Origin of the sequence: Streptomyces sp. NPDC055955, assembly GCF_042270245.1 — a bacterium.
Classification (GTDB): domain Bacteria; phylum Actinomycetota; class Actinomycetes; order Streptomycetales; family Streptomycetaceae; genus Streptomyces.
In genome coordinates this window covers 284732-298565 of record NZ_JBHJYS010000001.1, presented here as the reverse complement: position 1 = coordinate 298565, position 13834 = coordinate 284732, and the positions used below count along the sequence as shown (strand labels likewise).

At 72.6% G+C, this 13834-nt stretch carries 12 protein-coding genes; 3 read left to right on the top strand and 9 right to left on the bottom strand.

What is annotated here, in order from left to right; genetic code table 11:
- Positions 1 to 78 precede the first annotated feature (78 nt).
- The 4 genes from ACFC96_RS01185 to ACFC96_RS01170 form a co-directional block, all read right to left on the bottom strand.
- On the bottom strand, positions 79 to 1071 hold the full coding sequence (locus tag ACFC96_RS01185) for a 3-oxoacyl-ACP synthase III family protein (protein ID WP_376609463.1): 993 nt from the start codon (positions 1069 to 1071) through the stop codon (positions 79 to 81).
- Between the two features lie 133 nt (positions 1072 to 1204).
- The gene (locus tag ACFC96_RS01180) at positions 1205 to 2449 is read right to left on the bottom strand and encodes a beta-ketoacyl-[acyl-carrier-protein] synthase family protein (RefSeq protein ID WP_376251608.1); all 1245 of its coding nucleotides are present in this window, start codon (positions 2447 to 2449) and stop codon (positions 1205 to 1207) included.
- Positions 2446 to 2748, bottom strand: coding sequence for a phosphopantetheine-binding protein (locus tag ACFC96_RS01175; RefSeq protein WP_376251610.1), 303 nt, complete (start codon positions 2746 to 2748; stop codon positions 2446 to 2448). The genes ACFC96_RS01180 and ACFC96_RS01175 overlap by 4 nt, the downstream gene beginning before the upstream one ends.
- Positions 2749 to 2823: 75 nt before the next feature.
- On the bottom strand, positions 2824 to 3885 hold the full coding sequence (locus tag ACFC96_RS01170) for a beta-ketoacyl-ACP synthase 3 (protein ID WP_376251611.1): 1062 nt from the start codon (positions 3883 to 3885) through the stop codon (positions 2824 to 2826).
- A 363-nt stretch (positions 3886 to 4248) separates the two neighbouring features.
- Between ACFC96_RS01170 and ACFC96_RS01165 the strand changes: the two genes are divergently transcribed.
- On the top strand, positions 4249 to 4977 hold the full coding sequence (locus tag ACFC96_RS01165) for a Mut7-C RNAse domain-containing protein (protein WP_376609461.1): 729 nt from the start codon (positions 4249 to 4251) through the stop codon (positions 4975 to 4977).
- Here the strand turns inward: ACFC96_RS01165 and ACFC96_RS01160 are convergent.
- Positions 4923 to 6389, bottom strand: a complete 1467-nt coding sequence (locus ACFC96_RS01160) for an APC family permease (RefSeq protein WP_340459075.1) — start codon at positions 6387 to 6389, stop codon at positions 4923 to 4925. The two genes, ACFC96_RS01165 and ACFC96_RS01160, sit on opposite strands and share 55 nt — an antisense overlap.
- A gap of 196 nt (positions 6390 to 6585) precedes the next feature.
- Between ACFC96_RS01160 and ACFC96_RS01155 the strand changes: the two genes are divergently transcribed.
- Together ACFC96_RS01155 and ACFC96_RS01150 are read left to right on the top strand one after the other, a co-directional pair.
- Positions 6586 to 7194 carry a TetR family transcriptional regulator gene (locus ACFC96_RS01155; RefSeq protein ID WP_340459074.1) on the top strand — a complete coding sequence of 203 codons (609 nt, stop codon included), beginning with the start codon at positions 6586 to 6588 and terminating at the stop codon, positions 7192 to 7194.
- Positions 7195 to 7251: 57 nt separating this feature from the next.
- Positions 7252 to 9219, top strand: coding sequence for an FAD-dependent oxidoreductase (locus ACFC96_RS01150; RefSeq protein WP_376609459.1), 1968 nt, complete (start codon positions 7252 to 7254; stop codon positions 9217 to 9219).
- Between the two features lie 54 nt (positions 9220 to 9273).
- Here the strand turns inward: ACFC96_RS01150 and ACFC96_RS01145 are convergent, their stop codons facing one another.
- From ACFC96_RS01145 to ACFC96_RS01130, 4 genes are all read right to left on the bottom strand, one after another.
- Positions 9274 to 10017 carry a GntR family transcriptional regulator gene (locus tag ACFC96_RS01145; protein WP_376609457.1) on the bottom strand — a complete coding sequence of 248 codons (744 nt, stop codon included), beginning with the start codon at positions 10015 to 10017 and terminating at the stop codon, positions 9274 to 9276.
- Positions 10018 to 10121: 104 nt separating this feature from the next.
- Complete coding sequence (locus tag ACFC96_RS01140; RefSeq protein WP_376609456.1) at positions 10122 to 11288, bottom strand: acyl-CoA dehydrogenase family protein; 1167 nt, start codon at positions 11286 to 11288, stop codon at positions 10122 to 10124.
- On the bottom strand, positions 11285 to 12517 hold the full coding sequence (locus ACFC96_RS01135; RefSeq protein ID WP_376609454.1) for a CaiB/BaiF CoA transferase family protein: 1233 nt from the start codon (positions 12515 to 12517) through the stop codon (positions 11285 to 11287). The genes ACFC96_RS01140 and ACFC96_RS01135 overlap by 4 nt, the downstream gene beginning before the upstream one ends.
- Entirely contained in the window at positions 12514 to 13719 is a 1206-nt protein-coding gene (locus ACFC96_RS01130) for an MmgE/PrpD family protein (RefSeq protein ID WP_376609452.1), read from the bottom strand. Before ACFC96_RS01130 ends, ACFC96_RS01135 begins: the two co-directional genes overlap by 4 nt.
- Positions 13720 to 13834 lie beyond the last annotated feature (115 nt).

Here is a 13834-nt window from a genome sequence, read left to right as displayed (position 1 = left end):
TCCCGGCGTCGGGAGCGGTATCGCGCTCGCGGGCCACCACGTGCCCCGTCTCGCCCGGCCGCGAGGGGATACGAGGGGTCACCACTCGCACACCACCACTCCCGCACTCGCGCCGCTGGCGAACCCGAACATGCCCACCAGGTCCCCGCGTCGGAGCCGTCCTGCCTCCAGGGCGGTGGCCAGTTGCAGGGGGATCGTGTTCGTGGCCACGTTGCCGTGCGCAGGAAAGGTGGCGAGTACGCGGTCCGGGTCCACACCCACCCACGCGCACGCCACCTTGGTGAACGCCACCGACGGCTGGTGGACGCACACGAGGTCCAGCTCGTCGACCTCGACCCCCAGGTCGGCGACCGCGCCCCTCACCTTCTCGGGCATGCCGGCGAACGTCTCCACCAACTGCTGCGAATCGATGCGCAGATGTCCGAGCGCGCGGTGATGTGCGTACGGGTTGGTCAGCGTGGCGGCCCGCCAGCCCCAGGAGTTGGCGAAGAAGCGGGAGCCGATCACACCGGGGCGCCGCGACGCCTGGAGCAGCAGCGCGGATCCCATGTCGCCCGTACTGAGGCTGGGCAGCGCGGTCAGTACGTCGGCGGGGTCGTCGACCGACCAGCGGCTCTCGCGCGTGGACACCTCCGCGGTGGTGACGAGGATCCGGCGGTACCGGCCCGATCTGATGAGGGCGTCGGCCACCTCGATGGCGTTGAGTACGCCGTTGCAGGCGTTCTTGAGGTCGAACACCGGGCAGTTCAGGCCGAGTTGGTCGGCGACCACGTGTGCGGTGGCGGGTTCCTCCAGGTCGGCGAGGATCCCGGTGAAGATCAGCAGGTCGATGTCCGAGGGGTCGGTGATCTCGCGCTCCTCGAACAGGCGGCGTGCCGCGTGGGCCGCGAGGTCGGAGGGCTGTTCGTGGTCGGGTGCGACGGTCCGCTCGGAGAGCCCGTACATGTGCGCCAGGACCCCCGGAGACAGGGAGACGTGGGGATTGCGGACGCGGAAACGATCCTCTGCTTCGGCGACGGACTGCCGGCCGGGAGGCACATGGACCGCCGCGTGAAGGATGCTGCTGTACACAGTCAAAGGGGGGTGTTCTCTCTCAGGGGAGGGAGGCAGGGCTGGAGGAGGGACGTGGCGGAGAGCGGAGAGCGGGGGGCAGGGAGCAGGGCGCAACAGGGAGAAGGGGAGTCCGCGAGCGGGGAGGCGAGGCTCACGTCGCCGAGGTCAGCGCCAGCACCACGTTGTGCCCGCCGAAGCCGAACGAGTGCGTGACCGCGGCCCGTACGCGTTGGGGGCGTGGCGCGCCGGTCACGCAGTCGAGCGGGAAACCGAGTGTCCCGGGTGTGAGGTTCGCGACCGGGGGGACCGTGCCGTGATGGATCGTCAGCGCGGTGAGCGCGGCCTCGATCGCTCCCGCCGCGCCCAGGCTGTGGCCCAGTACGCCCTTGGGGGCGGTGACGCTCGGGGCGTGCGGCAGGACACGGGCGATGAGCTCGGCCTCCGCACGGTCGTTGAGAGGGGTGGAGGTGCCGTGGGCGTTGACATGGTCGATGTCGCCCGCGGCGAGCCCCGCGTCGGCGAGGGCGGTGCGCAGCGCGCTCTCGGCGACCGCGCCCCCGGGTGCGGGCGCGGTCGGGTGGTGGGCGTCGGTGGACCGGCCCACCCCGGCAAGATGCGCGTACACCCGGTGACCGCGGGCCCGTGCGTCCGCCGACCGTTCCAGTACGCACACGGCCGCCCCTTCGGCGATCACGAAACCGTCGCGGTCGACGGCGAACGGCCGTGAGGCGGCGGCCGGTTCGTCACCCCGTGCCGACAGCGCGCCCATCCGCTGGAAGCCGGTGGTGACGACCGGCGTGACGGCGGCTTCCGTACCGCCCGCGACGGCGATGTCGCAGGCGCCGGCCAGGAGAAGGTCGCGGGCGACGGCGAGAGCGCTCGCGCCCGAGGCGCAGGCGCTCTCCGTGGCGAGGGAGGGGCCGTGTGCGCCCAGGTCGAGAGCCACTTCGCCGGCCGCCATGTTGGAGATGAGCATGGGGATGAGGGCGGGCGCGACCAGGTCGGGCCCGCCCTTGAGGAACCGCGCCGACTGCTCCTCGAGATGCGCGGCGCCGGCGAGGCCCGAGCCGATGACCACGGCGACCCGCGCTCCGTCCCAGTCCCCGCCGGGGGCGGCGAACCCCGCATCCGCGACGGCCTCCCGGGCGGCGAGCACCGCGAGCCGGGTGAACTGCCCCATCCGCCAGGACTTGCCCCCGCCGATTCGCGCCTGCTCAGGGGCAATGAAGGGGATGCGGCAGGAGAAGCCGACCGGCAGTTCCTTGAGTTCGGGGTCCTGGGCGGCCGTGGACCGGCCGCGCAGCACGCCCGCCCACGTCGCCTCGCGGCCGACACCGGCCGGGGTGATGAGGCCCAGGCCGGTGACGGAGATCGTTCGGTCGGACGCCGTCGTCACCGGACCCCTGCCGTGATCTGCCGGGCCGCGAGGGTGGCGGTCAGCTCGGCGACGGTGGTGCGCTGGGTGGCCTCCGACTCGTCGACGCGTACGCCGAGCCGCTCCTGGAGCGTCAGGGCGAGTTCGGCGAGGGCGAGGGAGTCGAGGTCGAGACTCGCCAGGCTGGCATCGGGGCGGATGCTGTCGGCACTGACCTCGAATTTCTCCATGAGGACGGTGGCGACGGCGGCGCGGGCGCGGGACGCGGCGGCCACTCGGGCCGAGGGCGAGGTGGGGGCGGTCGGGGACGACGAGGACATGAGCGGGCCTTTCGGGTCGTGCGTGCGTGCGTGCGTGTGGTGCGGGTGGGTGCGGTGTGTCGGAAGCCGGGTGGGTCACACGGCTCTGGGCGGCGTACGCACCGGGGGTACCGGCGGCAGTTCGGGCCACAGCAGCGTGGCCGAGGCCCAGGTGAGGCCCGCGCCGAACGAGGTCAGCAGGACGCGCTGGCCGGGGGTGAGCAGGCCGCGGGACGCGGCGTCGGCGAGTGCCAGGGGGATGGAGGCGGCGCCCGTGTTGCCGACGTGTTCGATGTTGGAGACCTGTCTCTGCGCGGGGAGCCGCAGGCGTTCGGCGACCGCTTCGAGGATCCGGGCGTTGGCCTGGTGGGCGACGAACCGGTCCACGTCGTCGGTGGTCCACGCGGTGCGGTCGAGCACGGCGCGGGACGACTCGGTCATGCGGGTCACCGCGTGCCGGAACACCTCGCGTCCCCGCATGCGGAAGTGGCGGTCGGCCGGGGTGTGGGCCGCCGGGTCCGCACGCTCGGCGGCGCCCCCGCCGGGAACCTGGATCAGTTCGTGCCCGGAGCCGTCGCTGCCGAGGTCGAAGGCGAGCACACTGCCCGGCCCGCCATGGGCGCCCCGACGCAGGACCACCGCGCCCGCGCCGTCCGCGAAGACGGTCCCCGCGCTGCGGTCGGCGGGGTCGACCAGGGTCGAGTACACCTCCGCGCCCACGAGGAGGACGCGTTCGGCGGCGCCGGAGGCGATGACGCCCACCGCCGTCGCGAGCCCGTAGCCGAATCCGCTGCACGCGGCCGCGATGTCCCAGGCGGCGGCCCGGTCGAGGCCGAGGCGGGTGGCGAGGAGCGGGGCCATGGCGGGCAGGGGCACGTCGGGGGTGGAGGTCGCGACGAGCACGGTGTCGGGGACGGGGTTCCCGGCGACGGCCAGCGCGCGGACGGCGGCTTCCAGGGCGAGTTCGCCGGTTCGGACACCGGGGCCGGCCCAGTGCCGGGCGGTGATCCCGGTCCGCCGCCGCACCCACGTGTCGTCGACGTCCCACACGGCGGGGAGTTCGTCGTTGGTGACCCGGCGCGGTGGCACCCAGCCCGCCAGTCCCTCCAGGACTGCGCCGGACCGGCCGGCGGGCCTGTGCGCGTCAGCCGAAGTCACCCGATCCTCGCTCCACGTCTCGATCCTGCGTGCCGAAGCCCGTACGAAACCGCTGGTCACGAGGCGTGCTGTGCCCGAACGAAGCAGGCTGCGCCCCGTACGAGCAGGTTGATTCCCGTACGAACCGGGAGAACTGTAAGCACAGAAAGGATCTTCACAAACGGAAGGTCCCTTCGAACGAAATCCCATGCACCGGCTGTCCGGCTTCATCCGTGCAGCTCAGAAGCGGAAGGTGACATTCCGAAGGGCGGTCGGTGGGCCGAACGAGTGTCACTCGTATGGCGGTTCGGCGGGCGGCGGCCCCCGCTTCGGGTGAGAGAAAACCCCAGGTCCTCGCACCCGCGCCCATGGCATCCTGAGCCGATGAACGGACCGGAGATCCTTGTCAGCGTCGCGCCCGAGTTGGGGCTGTTCGTTCCGCACGCGCGGCGCCGGGGCGCGGCCGTCCCGCTCGTCACCGACGGCGTGTCCACGCTGGGGCATGTGATCGAGTCGCTCGGCGTGCCGCTGACGGAGGTCGGGGGACTGGACGTCGACGGGCGCGAGGTGGCGGTCGGGCACATTCCCGTGGGCGGGGAGCGGGTCGAGGTCCGGGCCGTCGTGCGGCCGCAGCGGGTCGAGGGAGCACCGCTGCGGTTCCTGCTCGACGTCCATCTCGGCACGCTGGCACGGCGGTTGAGGCTGCTCGGGGTCGACTCCGCGTACGAGGCCACGGACATCGGCGACCCCGCGCTGGCGGCCCGCTCCGCCGCCGAGCGGCGCGTCATGCTCAGCCGGGACCGCGGTCTGCTGCGGCGGCGTGAGCTGTGGGCCGGCGCCTATGTCTACAGCGACCGACCCGACGAGCAACTACGCGACGTACTGGGCCGGTTCGCGCCCGAGCTGCGCCCCTGGACGCGGTGCACCGCCTGCAACGGACTGCTGAAGGAAGCCCGTAAGGAGGACGTCGCCGACCTGCTTCAAGGCGGGACACGTGGCACGTACGACGTGTTCGCGCAGTGTCGCGCGTGCGATCGCGTGTACTGGCGGGGTGCCCATCACGACCGGTTGGAGGGGATCGTGGGGCGGGCGGTCGCCGAGTTCGGGGGCTGAGGGGCCGCCTCGTCGTCCGGCACCAGCGGCGGTTCGATGCGCCAGGCGATCCGTTCCCCGTCCTGGACCATCCTGCGGTACGCGTACAGGACCACCGAGATCAGCAGGATGCCGACCGCGAGGAAGGACTCCGTGGCGCCCCCGTAGCCCGCGAGGGAGGGGTGTGTGACGCCCACCGAGACGATCACGACGTTGAACGCGAGGATGACCCAGGCGACCGGGATCCAGGCGCGGGCGCGGCGGATCGGGCGGGGCCAGTCGGGGCGGTCCTTGCGCAGGAGCAGGAAGCCGGCGACCGCGAGTGTCATGGCCACCAGATAGCCGAAGTTGCTCGCGATGAGAATGCTCAGGGGCTCGCCGAGCAGGACCACGATCGCCGCGTTGACGAGCGCGTCCAGGGTGAGGGCCCGGCCCGGCACGCCCCAGCGGTTCACCTTGTCGAGCTGCCGTACGGTCATGCCCTCGCGTGCCAGGCCGTACAGCGCCCGGCCCCCGTCCGCCGTGCACGACACCATGCCGAAGAACATCGAGACGATCAGGATGAGGACGCCGACGTCGGAGAAGCCGCCGAGCGCCCGGGAGAACGCCGTGGCGAACGCGCCGACCGGGTCCGATCGCAGCGTCTCCTCGCCGACGCTGCCGACCGTGGCGAGCGGGACGACGAAGAAGACACCGAGCGAGATGAGGGACGTCAGCCGAAGCGCCTTCGCCGTGTCGCGCGCCGTGTCGCGGTACTCCGGCGCGAACGACGCGCAGATCTCCGTGCCGTACGTCGTCCAGGCCGTGACGTAGAACCACACGATGAGCGTCATCCAGCTGCCGCCGTGGTACCAGGTCAGGCGTGAGGCGTCCCAGCTGCCCGGGCGCAGGAACGGGGCTGTGACGATCACCGCGAGGCCGCACATCACCAGGGCCGCGACCGCCTTGGAGACGCTCGCCGCCAGTCGCGCGCCGAAGTAGTTGCAGGCCCAGCCGCCCGCGATGGCCAGGACCGCGAGTACTTCCGGAAGGCCGATGCGGTGGCCGGGGAACGGGATCGACGGGGCGTGCGGGAACCACTGGGCGGTGATGAGGTGGCCGATCGCCGCGCCGTTGACCGCGATGCTGAACGACCAGCCGATCCAGTAGCCGTACGACGCCACGGCGCCCAGCGGGGCGAAGTAGCGCTTCCAGCCCTCGGTGGCGTATCTGCTGATGCCGCCGGACATGCCCGGGAACATCGCGGCGGTCTCGGCGAACAGCATGTTCTGCGCGAACGCGACGAGCGCCCCGACGCACCAGATGGTGATCGCCGTCCAGCCTCCGATCGCGCCCACGGTGTAACCCACCGTCAGGAGCAGGCCGTTGGGGATCACCATGGCGATGGCGAGGCCGTCGCGCCAGGTCAGGGACTTGTGGAGCTGTTGGCTCAAGGGGGCCACCTGTCTCGGTCGGGGGCTGACGGGAGAAGGTCCGGCGCGGCGGGAAGAGATGCCGCCGCGCTGTGTCGGCGGTCACAATAATTCGTTATTGTTGGCCGGGATAGGGGTTCGGCAGTGGCCAATTCCAGAGGGCCTCGTTCCCGGGCGACAGGTTCCGGAGCGACCGACACAGAGACGAGGGGCGGGCATGGGGGAGAAAGAGAGCGGCGGCGACGCGGGCGAGGCGCAGCGTGAGCGGATTCTGCGGGCGGCCGCCCTGGTCATGGCCGAACGCGGCTTCGACGCGGCGCGCATGAGGGACGTGGCGCGCGGCGCCGGCGTGTCCATCGGGCTGCTCCAGCACTACTTCGACACACGCGACCTGCTGTTCCGCGAGGCCTTCGAGTGGTCGATCGGCGAGCTCATCGCCCGCTGGCGCAAGGGCGCGTCCGCAGAGCCCGACCCGTGGCGCCGCTTCGAACTCCTCGTACGCGAACTGGCCGACGACCCCGACCTCCAGCGCCGGTGCGCGACCTGGACCGAGTTCTGCGCGAGCGCCGCCCGCAGGCCCGAGCTGCGCGACGGGGTGCGCCGCGCCCACCAGGACTGGCGTGAGCTCGTCCTCGGCATCGCCGAATCGGGCGTCGCCGCGGGGAAGTTCGTGCCGGTCGTGCCCACCGACGTCGCGGTGCGCTCCGTGCTAGCCGCCGTCGACGGCTGCGACATGGCCGTGGCGTCGGGCAGCGGCATGGGGGCGGAGGGCTACGCCGCCGTCATCCTCGCCACCGCCCGCTCGGTCCTCGGCGTACGCGCCTGAGCAGTTCCGTTATCGACTCACCCCGTCCGAGCCGCAGTTCACAGGAGGCACCGCGCCATGACGTCGACCGCATTCCCGCATCTGTTCAGCCCGCTCGCCATCGGCGGCGTGACGCTGAAGAACCGCGTTCTGTCCTCCGGCCACGACACGGTCCTCGTCGAGGGCGGCCAGGTCACCGACGATCTGGTCGCCTATCACGAGGCGCGCGCCGAGGGCGGCGTCGGGCTCATCGTCGTACAGGTGGCGGGAGTTCACGAGACGGCGCGGTACACGACGCACGTCCTCATGGCCACGGACGACTCGTGCGTCGAGGGGTACCGGCGGCTCGCCGAGGCCGCCCACCGGCACGGCGCCAAGGTCTTCGGACAGCTCTTCCACCCGGGACGCGAGATCCTGGAGTCGCGCGACGGCTCCGCGCCCGTCGCCTGGTCCGCGTCGGCGACGCCCAGCGAGCGCTTCCACGTGATGCCGCGCGCCATGACCGAGACCGAGATACGCGAAGTCGTCGACGGGTACGGCGAGGCCGCCCGCCGGTTGCGCGCCGCCGGGCTCGACGGCGTGGAGGTGGTCGCCAGCCACGGCTACCTCCCGGCCCAGTTCCTCAACCCGCAGGTCAACGTGCGCACCGACGGGTACGGGGGCGACGCGGACGGCAGGCTGCGGTTCCTGCGCGAGGCCCTCGTGTCCGTACGGGCGCACACCGGACCCGACTTCGTGGCCGGACTGCGGATCTCCGGCGACGAGTTGAGCCATGACGGCCTCACCGCCGCGCTGGCCGTCGAGGCCGCGGCCCGGCTGGACCGCGAGGGTCTCGTCGACTATGTGAGCGTCTGCGCAGGCTCGTCGGCGACCGTCTCCGGGGCCGTGCACATCGCACCCCCGATGACGCAGCCGGCGGGATACACGGCCCCCATCGCGGCGCGCGTGCGGGCGGCGGTCGAGGTGCCGGTCATGGTGGCGGGGCGCGTCAACCAGCCCCAGGAGGCGGAGCAGATCATCAAGGAGGGGCAGGCCGACGCCTGCGCCATGACCCGCGCCCTGATCTGCGACCCCGACATGCCGGGCAAGGCGAGCGACGGCCGCACGGAGGAGATCCGGGCCTGCATCGGCTGCAACCAGGCCTGCATCGGCCACTTCCAGCGCGGCTACCCGATCTCCTGCATCCAGCACCCCGAGACCGGCAGGGAGCGCCGGTTCACGCGGCTGCCCCTGCCCACCCGGCGCCGCAAGGTGCTCATCGCCGGTGGCGGCCCCGCCGGGCTCAAGGCCGCCGCCGTGGCCGCTTCCCGTGGGCACGACGTCACCCTGCACGAGGCGGGCCGGCGCGTCGGCGGCCAGGTGCTGCTCGCTCAACTCCTGCCGGGAAGAGCCGAGTTCGGCGGCGCGATCACCAACCTGGAGGGCGAGGCGCGGCGGGCCGGGGCGCGGATCGTCACCGGGTCCCGGGTCGACGCCGAGCTGCTCGACCGCGAAGAGGCGGACACGCTCATCGTCGCCACGGGCGCGGTGCCACGCCGGCCCGCGCTCGAACTCCTCGACGACCCCGTGGTCCTGGACGCCTGGGACGTCGTCCGCGGCGCCGCCGACGTGCCCAAGGGCCGGATCGTCGTCGCGGACTGGCGCGGCGACTGGATCGGGATCGGTGTGGCCGTCCAACTCGCCCGCCAGGGAAGGAAGGTGACGCTCTGTACGACCGGCTTCGGCGCGGGCGAACACCTTCAGCAGTACGTGCGCGCGTCGATGCTCGCCGACGCCGCGCGGGCCGGCGTCGAGACCGTGCCGACGGTGCGCCCCTACGGCGCCGATGCCGACACGGCGTACTTCCAGCACACCCTCACCGAGGAGCCGGTGATCATCGAGGGGGTCGCGGCCCTCGTCCTCGCCCAGGGACACGACCCGGTGGATGAACTCGCCGGCCTGGCGGACGGACGGGTGGGTGAGGTCCTGATGGCGGGGGACTGCGTGTCACCGCGGACCGTGGAGGAGGCCGTACTGGAGGGGCTGACGGCGGCGTCGTCTCTCTGAGCCGCGCAGCCGCGCGGACATGTCCTGTCCGGTCGCCGCGCCGCCGTGCGTGCCTCAGCGCGGATGGCGGCGCAGCCGCACCCGGTACGAGTAGTGCTCCGGAAGGAAGTGGCTCACGGCCAGCTCGACCGGGCGGCCCGACGCCGACAGGTAGAGGCGGTCGATCCGGAGCAGCGGATGCTGCGGCGGGCAGTCCAGGTGCGCCGCCACCTCGGCCGAGGCGAGGGCGACCGTGACGGACTGCTCCGCCTCCGCGATCGGCTCGGGCAGCCGGCCGTCGAGGAGGCCGATGATGGTGACGCGACTGTCCGTGCCGGCCTGCGTGAGCTCCGGGCGGTCCGCGACGAGCGCACCCACGTCCGGCGGCAGATGCACCGTCGTCAGGCAGAACGGGGTGTCGTCGTGCAGCCGCAGGAACGAGAGGTGGTCCACGCGGTCGGAGCCGACGCGCAGCCTGCCCGCCGCGTCGACGTCGACCCGGCGACGCAGCGGCGACACCAGGCGCATCGTCGTGTCGAGGGACAGCGCCATGAGGTCCTCGACCGAGCCGAACTGCCGCAGATACTGCTCCTCGCGGGGCGCCGCGAACGTGCCGCGCCCCGGGACCCGGTGCACCAGGCCCTCCGTGACCAGGTCCTGGAAGGCGCGTCGCACGGTCTGCCGGCTGAGCCCGTGCGAGGCGGCGAGCTCCGCCTCCGTGGGCAGCCGCACCCCCTCGGGGTAGTCGTGCCGCAGGATCGCCTCGCGCAGCTCGCGCGCGAGGCGTACATAGGCGCTGTCACGCCCGGGGGCCGTCATCCGTGTCCCCCTCGTCCGCTCTGTGCGTGTCGTACGCGTCATGTCTGCCGTTCACCGCCCTGCCTGTGCCGTGAGTCTAATGGCCGTACAAGGCGGTGCGCAGGTCAGACGTCCAGGCCGCCCCGGGAGACCAGCTGGCGCACGATGACGTTGCGCTGGATCTCGTTGGTGCCCTCGCCGACGATCATCAGGGGGGCGTCGCGGAAGTAGCGCTCGACGTCGAACTCGGTCGAGTAGCCGTAGCCGCCGTGGATACGGACCGCGTTCAGAGCGATCTCCATGGCCGTCTCCGACGCGAAGAGCTTGGCCATGCCCGCCTCCATGTCGACGCGGCGGCCCGCGTCCGCCTCGCGGGCGGCGTACAGGGTGAGCTGGCGCGCCGCGGTGAGCGACGTCGCCATGTCGGCCAGGTAGTTGCCGATCGACTGGTGCTTGTAGATGGGCTCGCCGAACGTCTCGCGCTCCTGCGCGTAGCGCAGCGCGTCCTCGAACGCGGCCCTGCCGACGCCGAGCGCGCGCGAGGCGACCTGGAGGCGGCCCGTCTCCAGGCCCTTCATCATCTGCCCGAAGCCCTTGCCCTCGACGCCACCGAGCAGCGCGTCGGCCGGGACGCGGTAGTCGTCGAAGGTCAGCTCACAGCTCTCGACGCCCTTGTAGCCGAGCTTCGGCAGGTCGCGCGAGACGGTGAGCCCCGGGCCGTGCTCGGCGAGCAGGATGGAGATGCCGCGGTGCTTCGGCTCGGCCTCGGGGTCCGTCTTGCACAGCAGCGCGATCAGCCGCGAGCGGCGGGAGTTGGTGATCCAGGTCTTGCCGCCGTTGACGACGTACGCGTCCCCGTCGCGCCGCGCGACCGTGCGCATCGCCTGGAGGTCGGAGCCGCCGCCCGGTTCGGTGAGGGCCATCGTCGAGCGGATCTCGCCGGTCGCCATCTTCGGCAGGTAGCGGTTCTTCTGCTCCTCGGTGCCGAAGTGGAGCAGCAGCTTGGACACGACGGTGTGGCCGCCCATGGCACCGGCGAGGCTCATCCAGCCGCGCGCCAGCTCCTCGGTGATCAGCACGTAGCAGGGCGTGGAGACGGGCGTGCCGCCGTACTCCTCGGGGATCGCGAGGCCGAAGATGCCGAGGTCCTTCATCTGCTCGATGAGGGCCTCGGGGTAGGTGTTGGCGTGTTCCAACTCCCGGACGACCGGCCTGACTTCGCGGTCCACGAAGTCGCGCACGGTCTCGACGATCAGCCGTTCGTCGGAGGAGAGGGTGTCGAGGGTGCTCACTTCGCGGACGCTCCTTGCTCGTGGTCGTGCGTGGTGTCGATGACGCCCCGCGCCCGCAGCCGCTCGATGTCGGCGGTGCTGCGGCCCAGGGCGGTGAGGATCTGTTCGGTGTGCTCTCCCGCGGCGGGGACGGGGTCCATCCGGGGCGTGACGCCGGAGAGGTCCGCCGGGGGAAGCAATGCCTGTACGGGTTCCTGCGCGCCCGGCACCGCGATGTCGCGCCAGCGGTCGCGCTCGGCGAGGGCCGGGTGGGCGAGGAACTCGGCGATGGAGTTGACGCCCGCGTTGGCGATGCCGGCCTTGTCGAGGAGCGCCATGGCGTCCTCGCTGCCGAGCTCGGCGAAGCGCGCGGAGACGGCCGCGTTGACCTCGTCGCGGTGGGCGACGCGGTCGGCGCCGGTGGCCATGCGGGGGTCGTCGGTGAGCTCGGGACGGCCGAGGACCGTGGCGCACAGGGCCTGCCACTCCCGCTCGTTCTGGATGGAGAGCAGCACCTCCTTCCCGTCGGAGGCGGTGAACGGGCCGTAGGGCGCGATCGTGGCGTGCTGGGCGCCGATGCGCGGCGGCTGCGTGCCGCCGTACCGCGTGTAGTAGGCGGGCTGGCTCATCCACTCCGCGAGCGCCTCGAAGAGGGAGACCTCGACGGCGGGCGCCCGCCCGGTGGTGGCGCGCGTGTAGAGGGCGGAGAGGACGCCGCTGTACGCGTACATGCCCGCCGAGATGTCCGCGACGGAGATGCCGACGCGGGCGGGCTCGTCGGGCGAGCCCGTGATGGAGAGCAGTCCGGTCTGGCACTGCACGAGCAGGTCGTACGCCTTGCGCCGGGACCAGGAGCCGCTGGTGCCGTACCCGCTGATGGTGCAGGGGATCAGGCGGGGGTGGCGGGCCTGGAGCGCGGCGGGGCCGAGGTCCATGCGGTCGGCGGCACCCGGGGCGAGGTTCTGGACGAACACGTCGGCGTCCGCGAGGAGTTCCTCCAGGATGTCCCGGCCCTCCTGGGTCTTGAGGTCCAGGGTGAGGGACTCCTTGGAGCGGTTGAGCCACACGAAATAGCTGGCCTGGCCGTGCACCGTGGTGTCGTATCGGCGGGCGAAGTCGCCGCCGCCGGGACGCTCGACCTTGATGACGCGGGCGCCGAGATCGGCGAGCTGGCGGGTGGCGAAGGGCGCGGCGACGGCCTGTTCCAGGCTGACGACCGTGATGCCTTCGAGGGGGAGCGGCTCGGTCATGCGGGGTCCTTCCCGGGAAGTTCGGTGAGAAGCAGGGCGCGGGCCGACTCCCAGGTCGTGTCCTTGAGCAGAGCGGGTACGTCGCTTCCGCACGCGGCGAACTTCTCCGCCAGCTCTTCGTCCATGGGCGGACGTCGGGGCGAGCCGGGGGGATGGGCGAGGCAGGAGCGCAGGACCCGGCCGTCGGTGAGCGTCACCTCGAGGTCGACCTCGCCGTCGAGGAGCCCGGCACCGCCCTCGGTGCGCTCCGTCTCGACGGTGGCCATCAGACGCCGCGCCTCGGGCCGGCCCACCGCGTCGTCCGTGAAGGCCCCGAAGCCGGGGAACCCGTCGAGCAGGGCCGTCGCCACCGCGTACGGGAGGCTGAACTTGCCTTCGAGGCCGGTGTCCGGGTCGTCGTGGATGAGGGGGTGGACGGTGGCCCCCGGCGTGGTGACGCGGACGGCCGTGACGTCGTCGGGGCCGCACGCGGCGCGCAGGTCGCGCAGCGCCGCGATCGGGCGCTGCATCGCGTAGCAGCAGGGGAACATCTTGATGGCGAGGCCGCCGGGCACGGCGGGGCCGCCGGTCTGCGGCGCCGTTCCCCGGGCGCCCACCAGCTCCAGCCACGCGTCGACCGCCCGCGGGTCGGCCGTGGCGCCGGCGCGGGCGAGGCGCGCCGCCCGCACCCCCGCCTCCGCCGCGAAGCCGACCTGGAGCGACTTGCTGTGCGTGCCGAACGCGGCCTGGACCCCGCTCGCGCCGGGCACCGCGAGCGCCATGGCCGTCGCCAGCCGCTCGGGCGTGAGGCCCCAGGCGACGCCCGCCGCGACGGCGGCCGCGGGGGCGCCCGCCGTGCAGGTGGCGTGCCAGCCGGACGCGTAGTGCGACCAGCCGAGCAGCGTGCCGAGCCGGGCCATCACGCCGGCCCCGGCCAGATAGGCACGCGCGTCGCCGCCCGCCGCGAGGACCGCGGGGACGATCACGACGCTGATGTGGGTCGTGGACTCGATGTGCAGGTCGTCGAAGTCGAGGACGTGCCCGACCGCGGCCCACCGCGCCGCGTCCGGCAGCTCGGCGGCCAGCGCGCTCACCGGGTGGTCGCGGGCGGCGAGCGTGACCGCGACCGTGTCCAGGAGAGAGCGGCGGGCGAGCGCCAGGTCCTCGGGGTCGGGTTCGTATCCGTACGCCCACTCGGCGAGCGATTCCGCGATGGCCGGCATGGCTTCCCTTCGTACAGGTCCTGCACTGCGTGGTTACTTTGTACGGCCAAATGACGGGGTCGTCAATGGCGCCACCGCAGGGCAACTTAAAGCTTTCACATGCAACTTCACCCCA